This is a genomic window from Sphingomonas sp. ABOLH (assembly GCF_003951715.1).
In the GTDB taxonomy this organism is placed as follows: Bacteria; Pseudomonadota; Alphaproteobacteria; order Sphingomonadales; family Sphingomonadaceae; genus Sphingomonas; species Sphingomonas hankookensis_A.
In genome coordinates this window covers 14,926-39,587 of sequence record NZ_QQWV01000034.1, presented here as the reverse complement: position 1 = coordinate 39,587, position 24,662 = coordinate 14,926, and the positions used below count along the sequence as shown (strand labels likewise).

At 66.9% G+C, this 24,662-nt stretch carries 28 protein-coding genes; 13 read left to right on the top strand and 15 right to left on the bottom strand.

From position 1 onward, the window contains the following. A partial coding sequence (locus tag CA237_RS14500; RefSeq protein ID WP_241215499.1) for a D-glycerate dehydrogenase occupies positions 1-982 on the top strand: 982 nt, incomplete at its 5' end. 18 nt (positions 983-1,000) lie between these two features. Further along, on the top strand, positions 1,001-1,525 hold the full coding sequence (locus CA237_RS14495; RefSeq protein ID WP_066694218.1) for an HIT domain-containing protein: 525 nt from the start codon (positions 1,001-1,003) through the stop codon (positions 1,523-1,525). A gap of 7 nt (positions 1,526-1,532) precedes the next feature. Here the strand turns inward: CA237_RS14495 and CA237_RS14490 are convergent, their stop codons facing one another. After that, positions 1,533-2,027, bottom strand: coding sequence for a hypothetical protein (locus CA237_RS14490; protein WP_066694221.1), 495 nt, complete (start codon positions 2,025-2,027; stop codon positions 1,533-1,535). A 364-nt stretch (positions 2,028-2,391) separates the two neighbouring features. Next, on the bottom strand, positions 2,392-3,072 hold the full coding sequence (locus CA237_RS14485) for a GMP synthase (protein WP_066694230.1): 681 nt from the start codon (positions 3,070-3,072) through the stop codon (positions 2,392-2,394). Positions 3,073-3,199: 127 nt separating this feature from the next. Here CA237_RS14485 and CA237_RS14480 point away from each other — a divergent pair, with 127 nt between their 5' ends. After that, a complete protein-coding gene (locus tag CA237_RS14480) occupies positions 3,200-3,394 on the top strand; it encodes a hypothetical protein (RefSeq protein WP_066694232.1) in 195 nt (64 codons plus the stop codon). A 73-nt stretch (positions 3,395-3,467) separates the two neighbouring features. On the opposite strand, the gene CA237_RS14475 is transcribed toward CA237_RS14480, so the two are convergent. Next, positions 3,468-4,871: a nitronate monooxygenase gene (locus CA237_RS14475; RefSeq protein WP_066694568.1), complete on the bottom strand. Its 1,404-nt coding sequence runs from the start codon at positions 4,869-4,871 to the stop codon at positions 3,468-3,470. 23 nt (positions 4,872-4,894) lie between these two features. On the opposite strand from CA237_RS14475, the gene CA237_RS14470 reads away from it, so the two are divergent. Continuing rightward, on the top strand, positions 4,895-5,479 hold the full coding sequence (locus CA237_RS14470; protein ID WP_164523882.1) for a hypothetical protein: 585 nt from the start codon (positions 4,895-4,897) through the stop codon (positions 5,477-5,479). 4 nt (positions 5,480-5,483) lie between these two features. Here CA237_RS14470 and CA237_RS14465 read toward each other — a convergent pair whose 3' ends face one another. Both CA237_RS14465 and CA237_RS14460 read right to left on the bottom strand, forming a co-directional pair. Then, positions 5,484-6,620 carry a glycosyltransferase family 4 protein gene (locus tag CA237_RS14465; RefSeq protein ID WP_066694236.1) on the bottom strand — a complete coding sequence of 379 codons (1,137 nt, stop codon included), beginning with the start codon at positions 6,618-6,620 and terminating at the stop codon, positions 5,484-5,486. After that, on the bottom strand, positions 6,617-7,507 hold the full coding sequence (locus tag CA237_RS14460; RefSeq protein ID WP_066694241.1) for an alpha/beta hydrolase: 891 nt from the start codon (positions 7,505-7,507) through the stop codon (positions 6,617-6,619). The genes CA237_RS14465 and CA237_RS14460 overlap by 4 nt, the downstream gene beginning before the upstream one ends. Before the next feature lie 18 nt (positions 7,508-7,525). On the opposite strand from CA237_RS14460, the gene CA237_RS14455 reads away from it, so the two are divergent. The 9 genes from CA237_RS14455 (at position 7,526) to CA237_RS14415 (ending at position 15,505) form a co-directional block, all read left to right on the top strand. Beyond that, positions 7,526-9,001, top strand: coding sequence for a protein adenylyltransferase SelO family protein (locus CA237_RS14455; protein ID WP_126014465.1), 1,476 nt, complete (start codon positions 7,526-7,528; stop codon positions 8,999-9,001). Between the two features lie 83 nt (positions 9,002-9,084). Further along, a complete protein-coding gene (gene astD / locus CA237_RS14450) occupies positions 9,085-10,494 on the top strand; it encodes a succinylglutamate-semialdehyde dehydrogenase (RefSeq protein ID WP_066694259.1) in 1,410 nt (469 codons plus the stop codon). Positions 10,495-10,571: 77 nt separating this feature from the next. Beyond that, complete coding sequence (gene cobA, locus CA237_RS14445; protein WP_066694261.1) at positions 10,572-11,360, top strand: uroporphyrinogen-III C-methyltransferase; 789 nt, start codon at positions 10,572-10,574, stop codon at positions 11,358-11,360. Next, positions 11,357-11,653: a DUF2849 domain-containing protein gene (locus tag CA237_RS14440; RefSeq protein ID WP_126014464.1), complete on the top strand. Its 297-nt coding sequence runs from the start codon at positions 11,357-11,359 to the stop codon at positions 11,651-11,653. The genes cobA and CA237_RS14440 overlap by 4 nt, the downstream gene beginning before the upstream one ends. Positions 11,654-11,772: 119 nt before the next feature. Continuing rightward, entirely contained in the window at positions 11,773-13,407 is a 1,635-nt protein-coding gene (locus CA237_RS14435) for a nitrite/sulfite reductase (protein ID WP_126014462.1), read from the top strand. Beyond that, on the top strand, positions 13,400-13,807 hold the full coding sequence (locus tag CA237_RS14430; protein ID WP_066694265.1) for a Rid family hydrolase: 408 nt from the start codon (positions 13,400-13,402) through the stop codon (positions 13,805-13,807). The genes CA237_RS14435 and CA237_RS14430 overlap by 8 nt, the downstream gene beginning before the upstream one ends. After that, complete coding sequence (locus CA237_RS14425) at positions 13,804-14,229, top strand: DUF934 domain-containing protein (RefSeq protein ID WP_066694267.1); 426 nt, start codon at positions 13,804-13,806, stop codon at positions 14,227-14,229. The genes CA237_RS14430 and CA237_RS14425 overlap by 4 nt, the downstream gene beginning before the upstream one ends. After that, the gene (locus tag CA237_RS14420) at positions 14,222-15,007 is read left to right on the top strand and encodes a phosphoadenylyl-sulfate reductase (protein WP_066694268.1); all 786 of its coding nucleotides are present in this window, start codon (positions 14,222-14,224) and stop codon (positions 15,005-15,007) included. The genes CA237_RS14425 and CA237_RS14420 overlap by 8 nt, the downstream gene beginning before the upstream one ends. Positions 15,008-15,049: 42 nt before the next feature. Further along, positions 15,050-15,505, top strand: coding sequence for a hypothetical protein (locus CA237_RS14415; RefSeq protein WP_066694269.1), 456 nt, complete (start codon positions 15,050-15,052; stop codon positions 15,503-15,505). A 20-nt stretch (positions 15,506-15,525) separates the two neighbouring features. On the opposite strand, the gene CA237_RS14410 is transcribed toward CA237_RS14415, so the two are convergent. From CA237_RS14410 to CA237_RS14365, 10 genes are all read right to left on the bottom strand, one after another. Further along, positions 15,526-15,876 carry a hypothetical protein gene (locus CA237_RS14410; protein WP_126014460.1) on the bottom strand — a complete coding sequence of 117 codons (351 nt, stop codon included), beginning with the start codon at positions 15,874-15,876 and terminating at the stop codon, positions 15,526-15,528. Positions 15,877-15,971: 95 nt separating this feature from the next. Beyond that, entirely contained in the window at positions 15,972-17,648 is a 1,677-nt protein-coding gene (locus CA237_RS14405) for a GMC family oxidoreductase (RefSeq protein WP_066694271.1), read from the bottom strand. A 28-nt stretch (positions 17,649-17,676) separates the two neighbouring features. Continuing rightward, complete coding sequence (locus tag CA237_RS14400; RefSeq protein WP_232308070.1) at positions 17,677-18,507, bottom strand: sugar phosphate isomerase/epimerase; 831 nt, start codon at positions 18,505-18,507, stop codon at positions 17,677-17,679. Continuing rightward, positions 18,507-19,082, bottom strand: coding sequence for a gluconate 2-dehydrogenase subunit 3 family protein (locus tag CA237_RS14395; protein WP_066694275.1), 576 nt, complete (start codon positions 19,080-19,082; stop codon positions 18,507-18,509). The genes CA237_RS14400 and CA237_RS14395 overlap by 1 nt, the downstream gene beginning before the upstream one ends. Next, entirely contained in the window at positions 19,079-19,906 is an 828-nt protein-coding gene (locus CA237_RS14390; protein ID WP_066694278.1) for a DUF1080 domain-containing protein, read from the bottom strand. Before CA237_RS14390 ends, CA237_RS14395 begins: the two co-directional genes overlap by 4 nt. A 13-nt stretch (positions 19,907-19,919) precedes the next feature. Then, complete coding sequence (locus CA237_RS14385) at positions 19,920-20,834, bottom strand: TIM barrel protein (protein ID WP_066694281.1); 915 nt, start codon at positions 20,832-20,834, stop codon at positions 19,920-19,922. Beyond that, positions 20,831-21,208 (bottom strand): c-type cytochrome, encoded by a 378-nt coding sequence (locus CA237_RS14380; protein WP_084401836.1) that lies wholly within the window; start codon positions 21,206-21,208, stop codon positions 20,831-20,833. The genes CA237_RS14385 and CA237_RS14380 overlap by 4 nt, the downstream gene beginning before the upstream one ends. Further along, a complete protein-coding gene (locus CA237_RS14375) occupies positions 21,205-22,353 on the bottom strand; it encodes a Gfo/Idh/MocA family oxidoreductase (RefSeq protein WP_066694284.1) in 1,149 nt (382 codons plus the stop codon). Before CA237_RS14375 ends, CA237_RS14380 begins: the two co-directional genes overlap by 4 nt. Beyond that, positions 22,350-23,408: a sugar phosphate isomerase/epimerase gene (locus CA237_RS14370; protein ID WP_126014458.1), complete on the bottom strand. Its 1,059-nt coding sequence runs from the start codon at positions 23,406-23,408 to the stop codon at positions 22,350-22,352. The genes CA237_RS14375 and CA237_RS14370 overlap by 4 nt, the downstream gene beginning before the upstream one ends. Next, a complete protein-coding gene (locus CA237_RS14365; RefSeq protein ID WP_084401837.1) occupies positions 23,405-24,652 on the bottom strand; it encodes an MFS transporter in 1,248 nt (415 codons plus the stop codon). Before CA237_RS14365 ends, CA237_RS14370 begins: the two co-directional genes overlap by 4 nt. Positions 24,653-24,662: the final 10 nt, after the last annotated feature.

The window sequence follows — 24,662 nt, the reverse complement described above, 5'->3', positions numbered from 1 at the left end:
GCCCCGCACCCCCCGAGTCCAGGTGACGCGGCGGTTGCCGGCGGCGACGGAGGGGCGGATGGCGACGCTGTTCGACACGGTGTTCAGCCCCGACGACCATGCCCTTTCCCGCGACGAACTGGCCGCCGCGATGGCGGACTGCGACGTGCTGGTCCCCGCCGTCACCGACGTCATCGACGCCGAGCTGATCGCCGCCGCGCCCGATCGCCTGCGCCTGATCGCCAATTACGGCGCGGGCGTGAACCATATCGACCTGAAGGCGGCCCACGCCCGCCGCATCCTAGTCACCAACACCCCCGGCGTCCTGACCGAGGATACCGCCGACATGGTGATGGCGCTCATCCTCGCCGTGCCGCGCCGGCTGGCCGAAGGGGAAAAGCTGGTCCGCTCGGGCGAATGGAAGGGCTGGAGCCCCAGCGGCATGCTCGGCCACCGCATCGGCGGCAAGGCGCTGGGCATCGTCGGCATGGGCCGCATCGGCCAGGCCGTCGCACGCCGCGCCCGTGCCTTCGGCCTGTCGATCCATTACCACAACCGCCACCGCCTGCCCGAAACGGTCGAGGCCGAACTCGGCGCCACCTGGCATGCCGACCTCGACGAGATGCTGGGCGTCATCGACCTGCTGACGATCCACACCCCGCGCAATGCAGACAGCGAAAACCTGCTCAACGAGAACCGCATCGCCCGGCTGCGCCGCCACGTCTATCTGATCAACGCCTCGCGCGGCGGCATCGTCGACGAAGAGGCGCTGGTCGATGCCCTCGAACGCGGACGCCTCGCCGGCGCGGGCCTCGACGTCTGGGCGCACGAACCCGCCATCGACCCCCGTCTGCTGGCGCTGCCCAATGTCGTGATGACCCCGCACATGGGATCGGCCACGCTGGAGGGCCGCGTGGCGATGGGGGAAAAGGTGATCACCAACATCCGCGTCTGGGCGGACGGCCACCGCCCGCCGGATCAGGTGCTGGACGGGTTGCGGTAGGATCATTGGGGACAGGCGATGCGGTGGAGATCGATTGCCTCAGGACTGATCCCGATCGTCGCGCCGACCGGCGGAACCGTCGCCATGCCGGCCGCGCAACAAGCCGAAGCGGACAAGCCGATCGTCTGCCCACTATCCGCGCCCTATCGCACCGACAATGCCTTCGCCCGCATCCTGCGCCACGAAATCCCCGCCTCGATCATCGCCGAAAACGCGCGCGTGATGGCGATCGTCCCGATCGACTGGAAACGTCCGGGCCATGCGCTGGTGATCCCCAAGGCGCCGGTCCGCAACCTCTACGAGCTGAGCGACCGCGACATGCTGGCCGTCATGCGGATGGCCAAACGCGTGGCGACCGCGCAGCAGCGTGCGCTGGGCAGCACCGGGTTCGCGGTGCAGCAGAACAATGCCGTCAGCCAGCATGTCTGCCACTTTCACCTGCACGTCATCCCGAACACAGCCCCGGACCCCAGAAGCAACCCGACCCGCGCCGAAATGGACGCCATCGCCCGGCGTTTGAAGGCTGCCCTTCCGCCCGGATGACCGGCCGCTACTCGTCCTCCACGAACCGGCGCTTCGGAAAGGCGGCGCTCCCGTCGTCCACGACCTGCCGAAAGCGCATTGCCAGCCGTCTTTCCGCAACGGGAAGGTCGCGAAAATCGATCGGGATGCGCGCGACTTGCTGCAACCGCCCGTCATACAGATCGATATGCGCCACCGGAAACACGCCCAGGACGAACACCGTCCGGCCAAAGCCTTCGACGTTCCGCAGGTCGATCGTCCGCTCTCGGTACAGCCGGTTCATGCGGATGACGTCGCCATCCAGCGTCCAGCTGAAATCCTGGATCGCGAACCCACCGATTACGAAGCCGAGAATGACCAGTCCGATCGCCAGCCCGGACCAGATTTCAGCCGCGGGCAATGTCGCCCAGTGCCGCACCATCGCCTCTACCAGCGCGATCAGTGCCGCCGATCCGGCCAGAATGATGAACCAGCTCAGCAGGCGCTTGGGCCATCCGGTTCGGAACACGAGCTTCTCTGCCATCGCACCTCGTCCGGCATCTCAGCGGGAAAGCCGACGATAGGACGGCCGTCCTGCGCGATCCAGTCGGTGCAGCCACCCAAAAGCCCGATTCATCCTCCTGGGAGCAGGCGTCCCGCCAATGAGCGCCGGGACTTCTTTGCGGTAGCACAGCAAGAGTAGCTTCAGACCCCAGCCTCCGAGAGGGTGACACGTCGCTGCCGGGAAACCGGACCATCCTCCGGACGGAGCGAGCGCTTTCCTACAGCGACCTTCGCTGCCAATCTGCCCGATGGCCCGGTTGCGGGACGTGCTCTTCGACGGCACCGCTCCATACGCCACGCAAACAGCGCACGAGTGTGAACTTAGTGAACTTGGGAAAAAATATTCAGCCCTTCAAGCTACTCAGCCATTCGGCAATCATCGCCTGCCCCGCGCGCACCGCCGCCGGTCCCAGCGTGCGATATTCTTCGGTCAGGACGCCGCGATGCGTCGGGCAGTCGAGATAGTCGAGCCACGCTTCGAACCGCGCATCCTCGCCCATCTCAGCATGGAATTGGAGTGCCAGCAGGTTGCGCCCCCGCCGGAACCCCTGCCGATAACGCGGCGTCGTCGCCAGCAATTCGGTCCCTTCCGGCAGGTCGAACGTATCGCCATGCCAGTGCAGCACCGGCACCCCGGCGACATGGGCCAGCGGCGACTCCACCCCCGGCGCCAGGTCGATGGGCGCAAAGCCGATCTCGCACCCGGTCCCCCGGGAAACGGGCGATCCCAGCGCCGCCGCCATCATCTGCGCGCCGAGACAGATGCCCAGCGTCGGCCGGTCCGCCGCCAGCCGCCGTGACAATGCGGCGATCTCGCCCGGTATCCACGGGTGCTCGGCGACGTCATACACCCCCATCGGCCCGCCCATCACGATCAGCAGGTCGGGCCGGGTCAGGTCGGCGGTGGCGAAGCTCGGGTCGGTGACGTCGATCCGGTCGATGACATATCCCGCCGCCTCCACCGGCGCGCGGTATCCGGCGCAGCCTTCATAGGGGACGTGGCGGACGATCAGCGCGGACTTCATGGGCACAATCTATCCTGCGCAAGCTGAATGGCACCTGCAATGTTTCTTTGTGTTGCAGTGGTGACGCTTGGGAACCCCGGCCGCCCGAAAATCATTGCCCGGGCATCGCGTAAACAGGAGTAACCCGATGAAGAAGCTCGCAACCATCGCCCTCGCCCTCGCCGCCGGCAGTTCGCTGGCCGCCTGCTCGACCCTGCGCGGCGGCGCGATCGGCGCAGCGGGCGGCGCCGGCATCGCCGCAGCGACCGGCGGCAATGTCGAGAAGGGCGCGGCGGTCGGTGGCGTCGGCGGTGCGGTGGTCGGCACCGTCGCCGACGACTGATATGGAAAGGCCGGGGTAGCGCCTTCGCTACCCCGGCCCGTTACCTTTGCGCCATGCCGGCAGGGATCGCCGATCAATCCCCGGTCAGGATACGGTCGACCAGCTGCTTCACGCTCGGCACGAACCCGTTCGAATAGAAGGGATCGCGCTTGAAATTGTATGCGGCGTGTCCCGCGAACATCAGATTCTGGTCGGTCGGGCCGCCATGGGCGATGTCCTGCAACGTCTTCTGGATGCAGAAGCTGCGCGGATCGGCCAGCCGCCCGGTCGAGTTCGTCTCGCTATCGGCCCAGCTCGAAAAGCTGCACTGCGACAGGCAGCCCATGCAGTCCGCCTGATCCTTCCGGATGATGCCCTTTTCTTCGGGCGTCACGAACACCAAAGTATTGTCCGGCGTCTTCAGCGCGTCGGTGAAGCCCATGCCGAACCATTCGCGCGCGCGCAGCAGGTCGCCCTGCGTCACCCAGAAATTCTTGCCCTTCACCCCGACGTCGAGCTGGAAGACATGGTCGCCCGCCTCCTGCGTCGAGAAAGCGATCTGCCGCTCGGACCGGGCCTCGAGGTTGCGCAGGAACGGGTTGCGCACCGCCGACGAATAGAAACCGGTCGGGCTGAACCGGTGCAGCAGCACCTCGCCCTCCTCGATCTCCATCAGCTTCGCCTTCCATTCGGGCGGGATCGGGCTTTCCTGCGTCAACAGCGGCCGGGTGCCGAACTGGAACGCGATCTTGCCGAGCTCGGGATTGTCGATCCAGTCGTTCCAGTCGCGCAGATACCACACGCCGCCGGCCATCACGATCGGCACGTCGTCCGAGATGCCGCCCTCGCGCATCGTCGCGCGCAGGTCGCGGACGCGGGGGTACGGGTCCTGCGGCTCCAGCGGGTTCTCGGCATTCGACAGGCCGTTATGCCCGCCGGCCAGCCACGGATCCTCATAGACGACCGCCGCCAGCCATTCCGACGCCTTGGAATAGGCGCGCTTCCACAGCGCGCGGAACGCCCGGCCCGACGACACGATCGGCAGATAGCTGACGCCGTAGGACGCGGTGATCTCCGACAGCTTGTACGGCATGCCCGCGCCGCAGGTCACGCCCGACACCAGCCCACGCGTCCGCTCCAGCACGCCATGCAGGATGCGCTGGGCACCGCCCATTTCCCACAGCACGTTGATGTTGATCGCGCCCTTGCCGCCGGCGATCTCCCACGCGCGCCGCACCTGCTGCACCGCGCCCTCGATCGCATATTCGATCAGTTCCTCATGGCGTTCGCGGCGGGTCAGCGCCTTGTACACCTGGGGCACGATCTTGCCCTCGGCGTCATAGCTGTCGGCATTGACCGCCGAGACGGTGCCGATGCCGCCCGCCGCCGCCCAGGCGCCAGCCGATGCGTGATTGGTCGCGGCAACGCCCTTGCCCCCTTCGATCAGCGGCCAGACTTCGCGGCCGTTATAGACGATGGGCGACAGACCTTTGAACAACGCGACCTCCAACGGGAACTTCGTTGCGGCACGCATCGCGCCACCGCATCCGGCCGTCATTACTGCCAGCAGCGCCCGATGGCGAGCAAATTGCGTGGCGTCGATCGGCCGGCACGTTATCGTGCGATATGCGCGCCCGTCTCCTGCTCCTGGCCTTTGCCTTCCCCGCCGCCAGTTGCGCCGCTCCGCCGGGCCGTGAGCAGGTGCTGATGGAGGAGATCGAGCGAACGATCAGCCTGCCGGACGACGCCTATCCCATGCGAACCTATGCTCGCCACTACGCGTTCCGCAGCCCGACCGCGGTGGAGGCAGTTTACGTCATTCCGATCGAACCGACCGACTGGCAGGAGGACGTGGCGGCATTCACCAGAGGCAATCGGCGTGCACCCACCGCGCGCGAGATCGAGGACATCAAGGCGATGAATGCCTTGTCTCGCGAACAATGGGGCGGAGCGGGCAGAAGATACTGGCATGCCACGCCCGACATGCTCCCGATGATAAGTGACGGTGGCTGTGCCCAGCTAACCATCCGGTACGACCCCGCGATCAAGCGCTTCTCGATGGTGGGGTGCAACGGCGAGGTACCATCGGCAAGCGGGTCCCGATAATCGCCTACCCCAACGCCCCCAGCCGCCCCAGCGCCCGCTCGTACAGCGCCTTGTACGCGGCGATCATCTTCGCCTCGTCGAACTCCGCCCGTGCCTTGGCGAGGTTCGCCTCCCCCACCCGTCGGCGCGCGTCGGCGTCGACCGCAAGCGTCTGCAACCGGTCGCGCAGATGCACCTCGTGCCGGTCGATGCCCATGAACGGATGGTTCTCGTCCGCCACCATCGCCATGATATCGCCGACCGGCGGCGCGACCACCGGCAGGCCGGTCGCCATCGCCTCCATCACCGAAATCGGCTGCTGCTCGCTGCGCGACGACAGGGCGAAGATGTCGAACAGCCCCATATAGCGATAGGGTTCGGGCAGGAAGCCGGGCAGCACGACCCGGTCGTCGATCCCCATCGCCTCCGCCGCGTCGAGGATCGCCTGCCGCTCCGGCCCCTCGCCGACGATGACCAGCCGCACCTTGACCGCGATCCCGCCGACCGCGCGGACCAGCAGCGGCAGGTCCTTCACCTCGCGCAGGCCAGCGACGGTGCCGATCACCACCTCGCCCGGCTTGCGCTTCAGCCCCGGAATGGCATCCGCCGCGACCGGTTCGGCATAGCGCTCGACCGGGATGCCGTTGCCGATCAGGTGCAGCCGGTGGTCGGGCTGTTTCCACGGCCCCCCCGCGACCTGCATCAACCGCTGCGACGGCACGACCAGCGCCTCCGCTGCGCCAAGCGCGAACCGGCGATACAGGTTGCGCACCGGGTTCAGTCGGGTCGCCTCGTCCTCGTTGAAGCCGTCCTCGTGATGGACCACCGGCGGCGTGCCCCTGGCGAAGACCCGCTTCGCCATCACCCCGTCGATCGCCCCCCAATTATAGGTCAGCACCAGATCGAAGCGGCGCATATATTTCGCGATCGCCTCGTACCGCGCGACCGACGGCTTGCCGGTCAGCGGCGGCGGATTCTGCGCGATTTCGTAGCGGATATAGTCCGCGATGGCCGAGCGCGCCTCGGTACGCTCCGGCACGCCCGACACGATCGTATGCACCGCGCGGTCGCCCCAGGCATGCATCAGCCGGATCGCCCGCGCTTCCTTGCCGCCATAGGCGAAGGACGAATGCAGGTGGAGGATGCGGACCGGCACGCTCACTGGCCGGCGACCCGCGCCAGCAGCCGGTCGATCGCCGCGACCGACTCCGGCTCGGTCAGGACCGGGGCATGGCCGACATCGGCGACCGTCGTCAGCTCCGCCCCGTCCAGCCGCGTTACCATCGCCTCCGCCACGGTCGCCGGCAGGATATCCGACAGTCTCCCGCGCAGGATACCGACCGGCTTGCCCGCCAGCGCCTCATAGGCGCGCCACATGTCCGGCCCCGCCTCGTTGCCCGGCACGCGGAACGGCTCGGCGATCTTCATGTCATAGTCGAGGATGATCCGCCCGGCCGAGTTCAGCCGGTGCAGCCGCTTCGCCATGTGCAGCCAGTCCTGCACCTGATAGGTCGGATAGGCGTCGCCATTCCCTTCGGCCAGCGCACGCGCGGCGTGCATCCAGGTGGGATGGCTGACCTGTTTCCCGACATAGCCGCGAATCCGTCCCAGCCCCGCCGGGTCCAGCTCCGGCCCGACATCGTTGAGCAGCGCCGCGGCGATCCGGTCGCGATCGGTCGCCGCCAGCAACATGGTCAGGATACCGCCCAGCGACGTCCCGAACGCGACGACGCGCGGCAGCTCGAGCTGGTTCAGCAGCGCCTCGACATCCTGGAGGTAGACCAGCGGCACATAGCTCATCGGATCGCGGGCATAGCCGCTTTCGCCGCGCCCGCGCATCTCGGGCACGATCAGCCGCCACTCTCCGGCCAGCCGGTCGGCGACATCCTCCCAGTCGCGCGCGTTGCGCGTCAGCCCGTGCAGGCACAGGATCGCCGGCCGGTCCGTGCGTCCGCCGCCCTGCCCGCCATAGTCGCGATAATGCAGTCGGAGGCCGTCGTTCGACCACCAATAGCCATCGGTGAAGCGTTGCTTGTCCAAAAGCGCCATCGCACCCCATATCGCCGCATGGCCGAAAACCCGCAACCCGCTCGCTATCGTCCCCGCACCGATATTCTGTCGCTCGGCGCCCCGTTCTATGACGCGGTCGCCGCAGCCCAGTTCCCGGCGCACACCCTGCGCTTCAGGAACGACCGCGCGGCGGGGCAGATCGGGATCGTCCCTGCGTCGCGTACCCCCGCGCAGGCGGGGGTCCAGAGCCTAGCAGAGCCCAGCGCAGCGATTGAAACCCTGGATCCCCGCCTTCGCGGGAATACGCTTCCGCTATCCGACGCCCAATGGATCGACCATTTCGGCCGCTTCGTACCGCTCCCCGGCAGCCTCTCCGAACCGCTGGCGCTCCGCTACCACGGCCACCAGTTCCAGTCGTACAACCCCGATATCGGCGACGGACGCGGCTTCCTTTTCGCGCAGGCGACCGATACCCATGACCGCCTGCTCGACCTCGGCACCAAGGGATCGGGCCAGACCCCGTACAGCCGGTTCGGCGACGGCCGCCTGACACTGAAGGGCGGCGTGCGCGAAGTGCTGGCTACCGAGATGCTGGAAGCGCTGAACGTCCCCACCTCGCGCAGCTTCTCGCTGATCGAAACCGGCGAGGAACTGGTGCGCGGCGACGAGCCCTCACCCACCCGCTCGGCGGTACTGGTCCGGCTGAACCACAGCCATGTCCGCATCGGCACCTTTCAGCGCCTCGCATACGAACGTGATGCGGAAGCGATGCACCGGCTGGTCGACTATGTCCTGACCCGCCTCTACCACCGCACGCCGGGCAGCGAACCGGCGATCGAGCTGTTCGACGAAGCGGTCGGCCGCATCGCGACGCTGGCGGCGCGGTTCATGGCGGCGGGTTTCGTCCACGGCGTCCTCAACACCGACAATATCAACCTGACCGGCGAGAGCTTCGACTATGGCCCGTGGCGGTTCGCGCCGACCTGGGATGCCGGCTTCACCGCCGCCTATTTCGACCATCACGGCCTCTACGCCTATGGCCGGCAGCCCGATGCGATGCACTGGAACGCGATGCAGCTGGCGGTGGCGCTGCGCACCGTCGTCGACGCCCCGCCGCTGATCGCCGTCCTCGAAACCTTCCCGGAGCGCTATGCCCGGGCGGCGGCCGAAGCCATCCTCTGGCGCCTCGGCGTCCGCCCCCGCGGCGCCGACGAAGACCGCGCGCTCGCCGATGCGGTGACGACCGCGCTGGCGACCTCCGCCATGCCGATCGACGCCTTCTATCATCACGCATTCGGCGGCTGGCTGCCCGAAGGCGAGGAATGGGCCGCGTTCGAGGAAGTCCGCGCCCGCCTGTCCGACTATCACCGGCGCACCGACCGCAGCCACCCCTACTGGTCCGACGCGAACCCTTGTTCGATGCTGATCGACGAGGTGGAGGCGATCTGGGCGCGGATCGCCGAGGCCGATGACTGGTCGCTGTTCGACGCGAAGGTCGCCGCGATCCGCCGGATGGGCGCGGCGCTTACCTGATATCAACCATCATCCACGAAACTGGCGCCGTCCCGCATTCTGGTTCAAGGATGCGGCAAAGCTGAAACCGGACGACCCTAGATATGCCCGAACTCGTCTCGACCGAACCCGCCACCGGCGCGACGCTGTGGCGTGGACCGGTCGGCAATGTCGACACCGAAATCGCCGCCGCGCGTGGCGGCTGGGCCGGCTGGGCATCGCGCCCGCTGGCATATCGCATCGAAGCGATGCGGCGCTTCGCCAATGTGGTGCGCAGCCGGTCGGAACCCTTTGCCGACATCATCGCCCGCGAAACCGGCAAGCCGCTCTGGGAAGCCCGCACCGAGGTCGAAACGGTCGTCGCCAAGGTCGAGATTTCGATCAGCGCCTATGCCGAACGCACCAGCCAGCGGCGGCTGGAATCGCCGATGAACGCCCGCACCGCGCTGCGTCACAAGCCGCATGGCGTGCTGGCGGTGCTCGGGCCGTACAACTTCCCCGCACACCTGCCCAACGGCCACATCGTCCCCGCGCTGATCGCCGGCAACGCGGTGGTCTTCAAACCGTCGGAAAAGACCCCGGCCACCGGCGCGTTCCTCGTCGAATGCTTCCACGCCAGCGGCGTCCCGGAGGATTGCGTCCGCCTGCTGATCGGCGGCCCCGATGAAGGGCGCGCACTCGCCTCGCATCCCGATATCGACGGCCTGTTGTTCACCGGATCGTCGCGGACCGGCATCGCGCTCAACCGCCAGTTCGCCGAAACGCCGGACAAGATCCTCGCGCTCGAAATGGGCGGCAACAATCCGATCATCGTGTGGAACACGCCCGATTTGTACGCTGCCGCGGTGCTGGTGGTGCAGTCGGCCTTTACCTCCGCCGGACAGCGATGCACCGCCGCGCGCCGGCTGATCGTCGAGCGGCGTCTGGCCGAGCCGCTGCTCGCCGAGATCAACCGGCTGTGCGAACGGCTCATCATCGGCGAACCCCATGCCGATCCCGCGCCGTTCATGGGTCCGGTGATCGACAACGAAGCCGCCGACCAGCTGACCGAGAGCTTCCTGTCGCTTTCGGCCCGCGGGGGCCGTCCGCTGCGCTTCATGCAGCGCCTGGTCGAGGGGCGTCCGTTCCTGACGCCGGGCATCATCGACATGTCCGACACGCCCGAACGCGCCGATGTCGAGCTGTTCGGCCCGTTGCTTCAGGTGTTCCGCGTCGACAGTTTCGACGACGCCCTGGCCGAAGCGAACAACACCCGCTACGGCCTGTCCGCCTCGCTCATCTCGCCCGACCCGCAGCTCTACGACCGGTTCTGGGCGAACATCCGCGCCGGCATCGTCAACTGGAACCGCCCGACCAACGGCGCGTCGTCGGGCGCACCGTTCGGCGGGATCGGCCTGTCGGGCAACCATCGCCCGTCGGCCTATTATGCCGCCGACTATTGCGCCTATCCGGTCGTGTCGGCCGAAGCCGAGCAGGTCCGCGCATCGATCGGCATCGGGCTGCGCAACCAATAGGCTGCTAAACAATCCCTTCCCGCCCCCCAAGCAAGCGTCGGTTGCCTGCGAACCGCCCCGGCAGCATCTACGCCAGCATGGCAACGTTACTCGATCCGACCGCGCGCGGGCGCGTCATCCTTGTCGGCGCAGGTCCCGGCGATCCCGGCCTGCTGACCGTGCGCGCCGTCGAGGCGCTGAAGACCGCCGACGTCGTCGTCCATGACGGGCTGATCGATCCGCGCGTCCTCGACCTCGCGCCCGCGACCGCACAGCGCATCTCGGTCGCCAAGCAGCGCGCGCGCCACACCCTGCCGCAGGAATCGATCAACGCGCTGATCGTCGCCCATGTGAAGACCGGCGCGATCGTCGTCCGGCTGAAGGGCGGCGACCCGTTCATCTTCGGTCGCGGCGGTGAAGAGGTCGAGGCGGTCCGCGCCGCCGGCCTGACCGTAGAGGTCATTCCCGGCGTCTCGGCCGCGCTCGGCTGTGCGGCGGGCGCGATGCTGCCGCTCACCCATCGCGACTGGTCGTCGGCGGTCAGCTTCGTCGCCGGCCAGTGCAAGGGCTTAAGCGAACAGGACTGGTCGGGCCTCGCCGGACAGGGTCGCACGCTGGTCATCTATATGGGCGTCGCCACTGCCGAGGCGATCGCCGACAAGCTGATGGCCGATGGCGTCGCCCCCGACATGCCGGTCGCGGTGCTGGAGCGCGGCACCTATGCCGACGCTCGCGCGCTGCGCACCCTGCTCGCCGATCTCGGCCCGATGGTCGCGCGCGAGGATGTGAAGAGCCCGGCGGTGATCGTCGTCGGCGAAGTGGTGCAACTGGCCGATGCCGAGGACAAGCTCGGCAATTGGGCGAAAGCGGCGGAGTTGCTGGCATGAAGCTGCTGACCGGAAACGACCTCGCCACCGGCGACGTGACCTGGTGGACCGGCAGCGACTGGTCGCGCCATGTCGAGGATGCGGCGGACGTCGGTGAGGACGGCGAACGCATCGCGCTGGTCGAGGAAGCCGCCCGCCGGGTCAACGTGCCGTACGTGATCGACGCGGTGGCAACCCCCGAAGGCCCCCGCCCCGCGCACATCAAGGACCGCATCCGCGCCCTCGGCCCCACGGTGCGGACCGACCTGACGCTAAAGCCCGCCGACCCCGACGCCGGAGCGTGGGTGATCTAATCAAGCTCCTCCCCGCTCCGCGGGGAGGGGGACCAGCCGCAGGCTGGTGGAGGGGGGTGTCCCCAAGCGCAGCATCGCTGACGCAACACCCCCTCCCCGCCAACGGAGAGGACTTCGAAGTGTACCAATACGACACCTACGACCAGTCGATCGTCGACGCCCGCGTCGCGGAGTTCCGTGATCAGGTCGAACGCCGCCTGTCGGGCCATCTGACCGAGGATCAGTTCAAGCCCCTGCGGCTGATGAACGGCCTGTATCTTCAGCTCCACGCGTACATGCTGCGCGTCGCCATCCCCTATGGCACGCTGTCGTCGACGCAGATGCGGGTGCTGGCCGACATCGCGCGGACCTATGATCGCGGTTACGGCCACTTCACCACGCGTCAGAACCTCCAGTTCAACTGGATCAAGCTGGCCGACACGCCCGACATTCTGGAAAAGCTGGCGAAGGTCGAGATGCACGCCATCCAGACCAGCGGCAACTGCATCCGCAACATCAGCTCGGACCAGTTCGCCGGCGCCGCCGCCGACGAGCTGACCGATCCGCGTCCCTGGGCCGAGCTGCTGCGCCAGTGGAGCACCTTCCACCCCGAATTCAGCTACCTGCCGCGCAAGTTCAAGATCGCGGTCATCGCGGCGGACGAAGACCGTGCCGCGATGCGCCTGCACGACATCGGCCTGCGCATCGTCGAACGGGACGGCGTGGCGGGGGCCGAAGTCTATGTCGGCGGCGGCATGGGCCGCACGCCTATGATCGCGCCGCTGGTCAACGACTTCGTGCCGCTGTCGGACCTGATGAGCTATCTCGAAGCGTGCCTGCGCGTCTACAATCGCTACGGCCGCCGCGACAACATGTACAAGGCGCGGATCAAGATCCTGATCCACGAGATCGGCGTCGACCAGTATCGTGCCGAGGTCGCCGAAGAATTCGCCCATATCAAGACGCTCGGCATCGATCCGCCCCAGGCCGAATTCGACCGCATCGCCGCATTTTTCGCCGATCCCGCCTTTGCCGATACCTCGGCCGATGCGCCGGTCGATCGCAGCGACGCCGGCTTCGCCGCGTGGCTCGACCAGAACACGCACGCCCATAAGCGCGCGGGCTACACCATCGTGACGATCAGCCTGAAGCCGACCGGCGGCATCCCCGGCGACGCTTCGGCGGATCAGATCGATGCGATGGCCGATCTGGCGGAGGCGTACAGCTTCGCCGAACTGCGCGTCACCCATGCGCAGAACATCGTCCTGCCGCATGTCCGCTCGGGCGACCTGCGCGCGGTCTATGACCGGCTGGTGGCGATCGGGCTGGCCGAGGCCAATCTCGACCTCATTACCGACATCATCGCCTGCCCCGGCCTCGATTATTGCAGCCTCGCCAATGCCCGCTCGATCCCGCTCGCGCAGAAGATCGCCGATCGCTTCGCCGATCCGGTCCGCCAGCGGGACCTCGGCGAACTGAAGCTCAAGATCAGCGGCTGCATCAACGCCTGCGGCCACCATCATGCCGGGCATATCGGCATCCTCGGCGTCGACCGGAAGGGGACCGAGAACTACCAGCTGCTGCTCGGCGGATCGGGCGCGGAGGACGTGTCGCTCGGCAAGATCACCGGCCCGGGCTTTTCGGAGGACGGCGTGGTCGACGCGATCGAGCGCGTCACCGACCGCTATCTCGCCGAACGGAACGACGGGGAGCGCTTCGTCGACACCTATCGCCGGATCGGCATGGAACCGTTCAAGGAGGCGATTTATGGGTAAGCGATCCGCCGTTTTCCCGGCCGCGCCGCATGCGCTCTATGCCGAACACGGCTACTCCCCGGCAATCCGCGCCAACGGCCTGTTGTTCGTATCCGGGCAGGTCGGCGCGCGCAGCGACGGCACGCCCGAACCCGACCTCGCCGACGAGGTTGCGCTGGCCTTCGCCAACCTGACCGCCGTGCTGGCTGGGGCCGGCTGCACCCCGGCGGACGTCGTCGATGTGCAGATCTTCACCACCGATCCCGAAGCGGTCCTGCCGCTGCTGTTCGCGCACCATCCGGCCTATTGGGGCGATGCGCCCCTGCCCGCGCTGACCGCGACCGGCGTAACCTGGCTCGCCGGGTTCCGCTTCGAACTGAAAGTCGTCGCGCGCCTGCCCGACAATGGAGAGACGGCATGAACGAACCGCTGCGCCTGCGCGACGATGCCGCGCATGACGAACCCGCCGTCACCCTCGACGCGTTCCTCGGTCAGTCGAACTCGACCGCCGTTCGGATCGAAGCGGGCGACGACGCCCGTCTGCTTCTCCCGTACCTCGACCGACTGTCCCTGATCGAGGTCAGCTTCCCCAAATTCCGCGACGGACGCGGCTATTCGGCCGGGCGCATCCTGCGCGAGGCAGGCTATACCGGCGAACTGCGGGCCGAAGGCGACGTGCTCGTCGACCAGATTCCGCTGATGCGCCGCTGCGGCTTCGACAGCTTCGCGCCCTCCGCCCCGATCGATCGCGCCGCGCTCGACCGCGTGCTCGAACGCTACGACCATGTCTATCAGGCCGCGGCCGACGGGCATGTCCCGGTGTGGAAACTGCGCCATGGCTGATGCCGATCCCGACATCCGCGTGCGCGACCGGCTGACGGTCGGGCCGCGCTACACCGCCGCCGATGCCGCGGCGCTGAACGCCCGTTTCGACCGCGTGTCGACGCAGGAAATGCTGACCGTTGCCCTGCGCGAACGGCTGCTGGGTAACGTCGCGGCCGTATCGTCGTTCGGCGCAGAATCCGCGGTGTTGTTGCACCTGATCGCCTCTGTCGATCCGTCGGTCCCTGTCCTGTTTCTCGAAACCGGCAAGCATTTCCCCGAAACGCTCGCCTATCGCGACCTGCTGGTCGAACGGCTGGGCCTGACCGATTTCCGCAACCTGACGCCCGATGCCGATCTGCTGGCAGCAAAGGACGCAACAGGTCTGCGCTGGTCCTACGATCCGGACGGCTGCTGCGACCTGCGCAAGGTCGAACCGCTTGCGCGCGGCTTGCTGGGCTTCGATGCCAGCTTCACCGGGCGCAAGGCGTTCCAGTCGGCAACCCGCACCGCCCTGCCCCGCTTCGAACTTGATACCTCGGACGCGGTCGGCCGGTTGAAGGTCAATCCGCTCATCACCTGGACCCCGGCCGACATCGACGCCTATTTCGCGCAGCACGACCTGCCGCGCCACCCGCTGGTCGAACAGGGTTTCCCGTCGATCGGCTGCCAGCCCTGCACCAACCGGGTAAAGCCGGGCGAAGACCCGCGATCCGGCCGCTGGGCCGGCTGGGACAAGGTCGAATGCGGGATTCACAAGCCGCTGCCCGACGGCGATCCGAACCTGCCGAGCTTCTGAGGCGCGCTTGCCCCCGCCAGCGTTCGGGGGCAAAGCGGCGCGATGCAGCAATCGGCAGTCGCCTATTTCACCAACGGTCGGATCATCATCGCGCCAGTCTCGCGCACCGTGTCGGGGGACAACATCGCCACCGATCCGAAATGGTTCGGCAAGTCGGCCAAGAAGACGGTAATCGCGCAGGCGATTGGCGAAGGGCTGGCAGCATCCCGTGCCGACGTACCCGACCCGACGTCCGAAGAGTGGAAGCGCCAGTTCATTCCGTTTCAGGATGCGGCGGCAGTAAAGAATTTCAAGACGTTCATGCGCGACGCCCGGCGCGTCGATATCGAACGAACCGACGATGCGGTGACGCTAACCCCGTTCGACAATCTCGGCCCGAATAACGGCTTCGAAGCGCGGGAGAGCGACATCGTGACGCTCGTCACCGAGGATACGGAAACCCTCGCGGTCCATGTTCTGGCGTTGCTCGGCCTGCGACCGCCGGCCATGTCGGGCTGACCAAGCCGGCGGCCCCGTCGTCAGTCGCGCCCGAAAAAGTACACCGCCTCCAGGACGAACCCGAGCACGATTAGGAACCGCTCATAGGGCAGGCGTTCCGGCGGTTCGCCGGCGCGCACGACAGGCATCGCACCGCTACGGCGGAGCAGTTCCTCGCGGTGCAGCCGTGCGATCACGATCCCCGGATCGCCTTCCGGCTCATACGGCCCCGGCGAACCGTACAGCATCGGCACCTCGGTCAGCAGCCCCTGCTCGACCTTCTGCGCCGCCTCGGCACGTTGTCGCAGGTGTTCGGCAAAGGCGTCGCCGTCACCGTCGACGGTGCCGGTCGGAACCTTGTTGCGCAGTTCCTCCATCCATCGACCGGTCATATCGCGCCTCCGCCGTGCATCAGGACCGCTCTACCGGCGCAGGGTAAACGAAAAGGAAGCGGCGCGGACGATCACGCCCGTGCCGCTCGTTCGCCTCAAGCCCAGGCCTTGGTCCGCACCGCATGGTCCGCCGCACGCGCGGTCAGCGCCATGAAGGTCAGCGACGGATTGACGCACGACACCGACGCCATCTGCGCACCGTCGGTGACGTACAGGTTCGACGCGTCGTGCGCCTGACTCCACTGGTTCAGCACCGACCTCCGCGGGTCCGCCCCCATGCGCGCGCCGCCCATTTCATGGATCGCATCGCCCGGGACATGGGCGCCTTCATAGCTGTGGACGTTCACCAGACCGGCGGCCTTCAGCATCTTCTCGCCCTCGATGCGGGCGTCGGCCATCATCTTGAGCTCGTTGTCGCGGAAGGTGACGTCGAACTTCATCAGCGGCACGCCGAACCGGTCGACCTTGTTCGCATGCAGCGACACCCGGTTGTCGGCATAGGGCAGGCACTCGCCGAACGCACCCATCCCGAACTTCCACGGGCCGTACTGGCGCATGCCGTGCTTCATATCCTTGCCGAAGCCGACCGGAGCCGCCGGATCGCGCCGCGCGCTGCCCTGATAGCCATAGCCACGACGGAAGCCGACACCTTCCTCGCCATTCAGGTTGCGGAAGCGCGGAACATAGACCCCGCCCGGCCGCCGCCCGAATTCGATCAGGTCGGTCATGCCCGGAATCTCGCCCTCCGCGCCGACGCGGAAGATATGGTCCATCACATAGCGGCCCAGCGTCCTGCTGCTGTCGAAATGGCTGCGACCGCCACCGCCCATGCGCGAGTTCATCAAAATCTGCGTCGACGCCATCGCCGATGCGCACAGGAACACCATGCCGGCCTGCACCGTCTGCGCCTGGCCGGTCTTCGCATCGATGAAGCGGACCCCGGTCACTTTCTTACGCGCGGCATCATATTCGAGGTTCGTGACCACCGCATCGGACTGCAGCGTCAACCGCCCGGTCGCCCGCGCAGCAGGCAGCGTCACCGCCTGGGTCGAGAAATAGGCGCCGAACGAACAGCCATTGCCGCACTGGTTGCGGAACTGGCACTTGCTGCGGTTCTGGTCGGGCTTGTCCTCGGTCATGTTGGACAGGCGGGTGTGGATCAGCTTGCGCCCCGGAAACTGGGTCTCCAGCCGCTGCTTCAGCCACTTCTCCGCGACGTTCATCGGCATCGGCGGCTGGAATTCGCTGTCGGGCAGGTATGGCAGGTTCTCACGCGATCCCGACACGCCGATATATTTCTCGACATAGCTGTACCAGGGCGCGACGTCGTCATAGCCGATCGGCCATTCGCCATCGATCCCTTCGCGCGTGTTCGCCGCGAAGTCGTCCGCACTCCACCGGAACGACCAGCGCCCCCAGATCAGCGACTTGCCGCCGACCGCACCGGGGCGGATCCAGTAGAATTTTTCCCCCTCGTCGAACGCATAGGGGTTCAGCCGGTCGTCATTGTAGAACTGCCGGCTGCTCGGCGCGACATAGCCGTGCTTGGCGATGAAATAGTCGCTGTCCATCAGCGGCTTGGGCATCATGTTGCGCGCCGGCACCTCGTAGGCCGGCTTCCCGTCATAGGGATAGCCCTCGATATGCTCGACCATGCGCCCGCGGTCGAGCATCAGGACGCGCAGGCCCTTTTCGGTCAGTTCCTTCGCGGCGAACCCGCCGCTGACGCCGGACCCGATGACGATCGCGTCGAACCTGTTGGTGGCAGCCATATGTCCCCTCCCAGGGTCTTGATTCTATTCAGTAACGCAGCGCGCGCAGCGTGCGGTAGCTCGTCGTGATGTCGGGCAGATAGGGCGCAGGCGCCTGGTCGTTCTCGACATAGAAATGGCGGACACCCCGGCTTCCCGGACGGCGGAACAGCGCAGCGAAATCGGTCTTGCCGGCACCCACCGCGGTCATGCTGCCATCGGCGCGCGCGTCCTTCACATGATAGGCGTAGAGGCGCGGTCCCAGCCGGTCGATCCAGCCGCCGACATCCTCGCCGGCATGGCCGACCCAATAGAGGTCGAGTTCGACCTTCACCAGCGACGGGTCGGTTTCCTTGAGCAGCCGTTCGTACAGGCTGACCCCGCCCGGCTTCACCGTGAATTCGAAGTCGTGATTGTGATAGGCGAAGCCCAACCCCGCCTTGCGCAGGTCGCGGGCGAAGCGGTTGATATTGGGCAATGCCTTCGCCCAACCGGCTTCGTTGCGATATTCGTCGGTCATGTACGGCAGGATGACCGTATCGGCGCCCAGCGTCTTCGCCATCGCCACCTGCCTGTCGAACGAGCCGAGCAGCGCGTCATAGCCGATATGGACCGATGGCGAGGTCAGCCCCAGCCGGTCCATCGTCCGCCGCAGCATCTTGTGGTCCATGGCGTCGTACCCGCCGCCGCCATATTCGACCTCGCGATAGCCGATCTTCGCGATCGACGTCAGCGTCGCGACCGGGTCCTTCTGGAACAGGTCGCGGACGGTGTAGAGCTGGATACCGATCTTGCCGATCTGTGCGGCCGACGCGGTACGGGTGGCGGCGAGCGCGGCGACGCCGCCCGCCCCGATCAGGAGGTTCCTGCGATCGATCATCATGCGCTGTAGACCTTGTTGACCTTGGAATAGGGAAAGGCGCCGTCATATTCGCCGGGCACCGGCAGATATTCGCGCTCCTGCGTCATGCCGATTTCCGACGTATAATAGCCGGCGATGACCAGCTGGCGGAACGCTTCGAAGAACGTCTTGCCGCCGGTGATCCGGTCGTTCATCGCCAGCGTCAGCAGCGCGTCCTGCTGTGCCGGTGTCGCCTTGGCGGTCGACACGCGGTAATCGGCCATCGACTTCGCCTCGATCGCGTCCAGTCCGGCGAGGATCGGCACGCGCTCGGCCGGATAGGACCAGTCGGCGAGCAGCTTTTCGATATAGGCCGGCACCCCGGCGGCGATCGCGCCAGGCGTATCGGTGGTCGGCAGCACCCGCTCGCTCAGAGCGGTCATCGCCGCCCGCTGCACGGGCGTGAACACCGCCACGCTCGGCGGCCCTTCGCTGATGGCGGGCACCGGCGTGGTGACCGGTCCGCTCGCCCCCGCGGCCCGCGCGAGCGGTGCGTAGAGCGCGGTGCCGAACATCGCCGCGACGCCGGCCAGCGCCGTCCTCCGGTCGATCATTTCATCGTCTCCTTCAAATCCTGCGCGATGGCGGCTTCGGGCAAGGGGCGGACCCAGATATTGCGGAACGACACCGGCGAATCATGGTCCTGCAACTGGATCGGCGCGGCATCGCCATGCGCCGTATATGTCGCGACCTGCCGCCAGACGGTCGTGCCCAGCATCGCCTGATGATTCTGCACCAGCACCCCGTTCAGGAACGCCGTGACATAGGCCGGCCGCACCAGCGATCCGTCGGCGGCAAAGCGCGGCCGTTCGAACACGATGTCGTAGCTCTGCCATTCGCCGGGCGCGCGCGACGCGTTCACCAGCGGCGGTTTCCAGCCATAGACCGCGCCCACCGTGCCATCGGCATAGGTCGGGTTCTGATAGCCATCGAGGATCTGCACCTCGTAGCGCTGCATGAACCAGATACCGCTATTGCCGCGATCCTGCGACGATTTGGTCGGCGGGTTGGGCGAACGGAACTCCAGATGGAGTTGCACATCGCCGAAGCTCTGCTTCGTCACCAGCGCATTCTCGCCCCCGGCGCTGGCGCGCGACGGCACGGTCATCGCCCCGTCCTTGATCGGCCATGCCATGCGCTGCGGCGTCCATGCATCGAGCGAGCGCCCGTCGAACAACACCACCGCGTCGGACGGCGCACCGCCGGGCTGCTTCGCCGGCGTCACCGCCACCGGCGCAGGCCGGTCGGCGTCGTGGACGCGCCACTGACCACCCGGCAGCATCGGCGTATCCTTGAACCCCGGCTTGTCCTGCGCGACACCGGATGCTGAGAGCGTTATCAACGTCGCGCCGAGCGCGACCATCGTGCGGAGCGTCATCCTCGCCTCCCCCTTAAACCTGATCGATCCGGCGATAGGCGGCGACCAGCGCCTCCTCCCCCGGTCGGCCTTTCAGCGAATTGCCATGTTCCATCCCGATCACCCCGGCATAGCGCTTGTCGCGCAGCCAGCGGACGATCGTCGCATAGTTGATCTCACCCGTGCCCGGCTCGTTCCGCCCCGGATTGTCGCCGAACTGGATATAGCCGATCTCGTCCCAGCACGCGGCAAGCGTCGGGATCAGATTCCCCGACTGAATCTGTTCGTGATACAGGTCGGCCAGAACCTTCACGCCCGGACTGTTCGCACCGCGCGCGACGGCATAGCCCTGCGCCACGGTCTGCATATAGACGCCGGGATGGTCGGTGCGGGTGTTGAGCGGCTCCATCACCATCGCGATGCCGTGCGGCGCGACGATCTCGCCCGCGCGACGCATCACGTCGATCACCCGCGCGGTCTGGATATCCAGCGGGACGCGCGGGTCCATGAAGCCGGTGACCACGGTCATCCGCGTCGCCGACAGCCGCTTGGCGACGTCGATCGACTTGCGGATATCGCTCAGGAACGCCTCGCGCTCCGCGCCATCGGTCGCGCCCAGGATCGGCCGCGACTGTGCCCATTTCGGCATGGAGGCGACGAACACGCCCATCGTCATGCCGCGCTGTTGCAGCGCCTTGGCCATCGCCGTCTGCTCGGCAACGCTGCGCAGGCCCGCCTCGTTATCCTCCCAGGCGGTAAAGCCCTGATCGGCGGCATAGGCGATCTGTTCGATCCGCCCGCCCCGACTGGCGAAGCTGCCTTCGTGCGGCGCGAACTTCAGCGAGAAGCGCGCCGCGTTGGACGGCGGACGTTGTGCCGCGCCGACGCCGACCGCCAGCGTCGCCGCAGCGCCGCCGGCCATCACCGTGCGTCGCGACACGCCGCTCATTTGGCGGACGTCAGATAGGCGATGATCGCCGCGCGCTTCGTCGCATCGGGCGTCGCGATCGGCATCCGCGTGCCCGGAACCTTCTTGGTCGGAGCCGCGAGATATTCATCGAGCGTCTTGGCATCCCAGCGCAGCTTCGACGCCTTCAGCGCGGGCGAATAGTTGAAGCCCGCGACCGATGCCGCCGGGCGGCCGACCACGCCGTTCAAATTCGGGCCGATGCCGTTGCGACCGCCCTTGTTGACCGTGTGGCATGCCTTGCACGCATTGAACGCGGGGGGCGCGGGCGTCTGCGCCGTTGTCGGCGTGGCGGTGGCGAGTAGCGCGACGGCGGCGCTGGTCCCGGCGATGGCGGTCCCCATCAAAAACTTCATCGATACTCTCCCGATACATGGGTCCATTTGTCGTCCGACGCGGCGTTCGCGATCATCGCCTCGATAAAGGCCATGGTGCGCAGGCCATCGGTCAGGCCGGGCACGAACCGTTCGTCGTCACCGCGTATCCGGGCGGCGAAGCCCCGATACAGATTGGCAAATGCCTCGATATAGCCCTCCGGATGACCCGAAGGTGTACGCAGCAGCGCCTGCGTCGACGCCCCCAGCCCCGGTCCACCGGCACGCACCACCTCGGCCGGCCGGTCGAGCCAGCGCAGCGTCAGCGTGTTCGGCTCCATCTGCGCCCATTCGAGCGTGCCGAGTTCGCCCGACACACGCAGCTTCAGGCCGTTCTCCTCGCCAGCCGCGACCTGCGTCGCCTTCAACGTGCCGCGCGCGCCGCCTTCGAAGCGCAGCAGCGCGCTGACATCGTCGTCCAGCCGGCGGCCCGGGACATGCGTCGTCAGGTCCGCCGACAGCGTATCCACGCGGATGCCCGCGATATGCTCGGCAAGGTGAAAGGCGTGGGTGCCGATATCGCCCAGGCACCCGCCCAGCCCGGCCTTGGCCGGATCGGTGCGCCATTCGGCCTGCTTGTTGCCCTCGCCATCGATCGGGAGGCTCAGCCAACCTTGCAGATATTCGACCTGCACCAGCCGGATCTTGCCCAGTTCGCCCCGCGCGACGCGGGCGCGTGCCTCCTCGACCAGCGGATAGCCGCTATAGGTAAAGGCCAGCGCGAACTTCGCGCCGCCGGCCTTGGCGGCGGCGGCGATGGCGCGGGCTTCGTCGCCGTTCATCGCCATCGGCTTTTCGCAGAAGACATGGATGCCGGCGTTGAGCGCGGCGATCGCCATCGGCGCGTGCAGGTGGTTGGGCGTCACGATCGCCAGCGCGTCGATCCGCTCGCCGACCGGCAGGGCCAGCTCGCCCGCGATCAGCGCGTGGACGTCGCCATAGACCCGTGCCGGATCGAGATTGAGCGCATCGCCACTCCGGGCGTTACGTCCCGCATCGCTGCTGAACGCGCCGGCGACCAGTTGCCAGTCGCCGTCCATCGCCGCGGCGTGGCGGTGGATCGCGCCGATGAACGCGCCTTCGCCGCCGCCGGCCATACCGAGCTTCAAGGGGCGCTTCGCACTCATTCCGGCGACAGCCCCATCAGCGTGCGGATCGCGGCGCGATCGACCCCGCTCGCGGCGAAATCGTCGAACGGATGATCGGTCAGGCGGATCATGTGCGCTTCGATGAACGGCGCGCCTTCCGTCGCCCCGTCCGCCGAATTCTTCAGCGCGCATTCCCATTCGAGCACGGCCCAGCCATCATAGCCATATTGCGCCATGCGGCTGAACACGCCCGAGAAATCGACCTGCCCGTCGCCCAGCGAGCGGAAGCGTCCGGCGCGGTCGACCCAGTTCTGATAGCCGCCATAGACGCCCGACCGGCCGGTCGGATTGAATTCGGCGTCCTTCACGTGGAAGCACGAAATGCGATCGTGATAGCGGTCGATGAAGTCGAGATAGTCGAGCTGTTGCAGGACATAATGCGACGGGTCGAACAGCAGCCGCGCGGCATTATGGCCCTTCACCGCCTCCAGGAAACGCTCCCAGGTGGCACCGTCGTGCAGGTCTTCGCCGGCATGAACCTCGAACGCGCAATGCACGCCATGGTCCTCGAACACGTCGAGGATCGGGGTCCAGCGCCGCGCGAGTTCGGCGAACGCTTCCTCGACCAGCCCCGCCGGACGCTGCGGCCACGGATAGAAATAGGGCCAGGCCAGCGCGCCGGAGAAGGTCGCATGCGCCTTCAGGCCGAGCTTCGCGCTGGCCTTCGCCGCCATCTTGACCTGCTCGACTGCCCAGACCTGCCGCTCGGCCGGCTTGCCGTGCACTTCCTTCGGCGCGAAACCGTCGAACAGCGTGTCGTATGCCGGATGCACCGCGACCAGCTGCCCCTGCAAATGGGTCGACAGCTCGGTCACTTCGATGCCGAGCGTCGCCAGCTTGCCGGTCAGCTCGTCGCAATAATCCTGGCTTTCCGACGCGGTCTTCAGGTCGATCAGACGGCTGTCGCACGGGATCTGCACCCCGACATAGCCAAGGCCCGCGGCCCACTCCGCCATATTCTCCAGCGTGTCGAACGGGGCCTCGTTGCCCATGAACTGGGCGAGGAAGATGCCCGGTCCCTTCATGCCCGTCATGCCAGCGTCTCCTTGCGGTCGTCACGGAAGGTCAATTGAAACAGCAGCGCGATGGCGGCGGCGGCGACGGCGGGATAGACCCACATGCCCTGCCAGTCGGCAATGGTCGGGTTGGCCGGCAGCTGCGCATAGAGCAACGCGCCGATCTGCGAGCCGAGCAGCATACCGACGCCATAGGTGAACAGGGTCAGCATTCCCTGCGCCTGTGCGTTCACGCCCTTCGGCGCGGCGATGATGCCGGTGTAGATCGCGCCCGCGACGAAGAAGAAGTCGTAGCAGACGCCGTGCAGCGCGACGCCGAGATAGACCGCCCAGATGCCCGACCCGCCGTCACCGATCGCGAACAATGCATACCGCAGCGCCCACGCAGCCATGCCGACCAGCAGCAGCGGCTTCACCCCGAAGCGGCGATAGAGCCACGGCATCGAGAACATGAACACCAGCTCGGACATCTGCCCGATGGCGAGCGTACCGCCGACATTCTCGATCCCCGCCGCACCGACATAGGGTGACGCATAGGCATAATACATCGCCAGCGGGACCGAGATCAGCGTCGCGCAAGCGATAAACACCAGGAACGATTTGTTCCGCATCAGCGAGAACGCCTCGACGCAGAACACCTGCGCCAGGACGCTGCCGCCCTGCGGCTTGTCCGCTTCGACGGTCGGCAGCGTGACGCTGTAGAGACCCAGTGCTACCGACACGACCGCCGCGACGGTAAAGATCTGCGGGCTGGCCGACAGTCCCGCCCAGCCGATGATCAGGCCCGACGCGATCCAGCCGATCGTGCCGAACGCACGCACGAACGGGAAATTGTCGGTCCGTTCGCCGAAGCTCTTGAGCGCGATGGTGTTCGCAAGACCGACCGTCGGCATGTACAGGATCATGTAGCCGAGCAGCAGCCACACGAAGGTGCCCCCGCGCTCCGGCGTAATCAGCGAAGGCAACAGGAACAACAACACCCCGCCAACCAGATGCAAAATCACCATCAGCATCTTGGGCGCGACATAGCGCGTCGCGACCATGCCGAGCAGCAGCGACCCGACGATCGACGCGATCGGCCCCATCGAAAACGCATTGCCGATCAGATTGCCGATGCCGACCGTCTGCATGACCAGGCCGAGCGTGACCTGCCACGCGCCCCAGATGAAAAACTGCATGAACATCAAAGCGCTTAGTCGGACGGTCATCCCGCCATCGACCGTCGCGCCGCTGCGACGTCCCACACCCTCCGCAATGGCCATGCGCCATCCC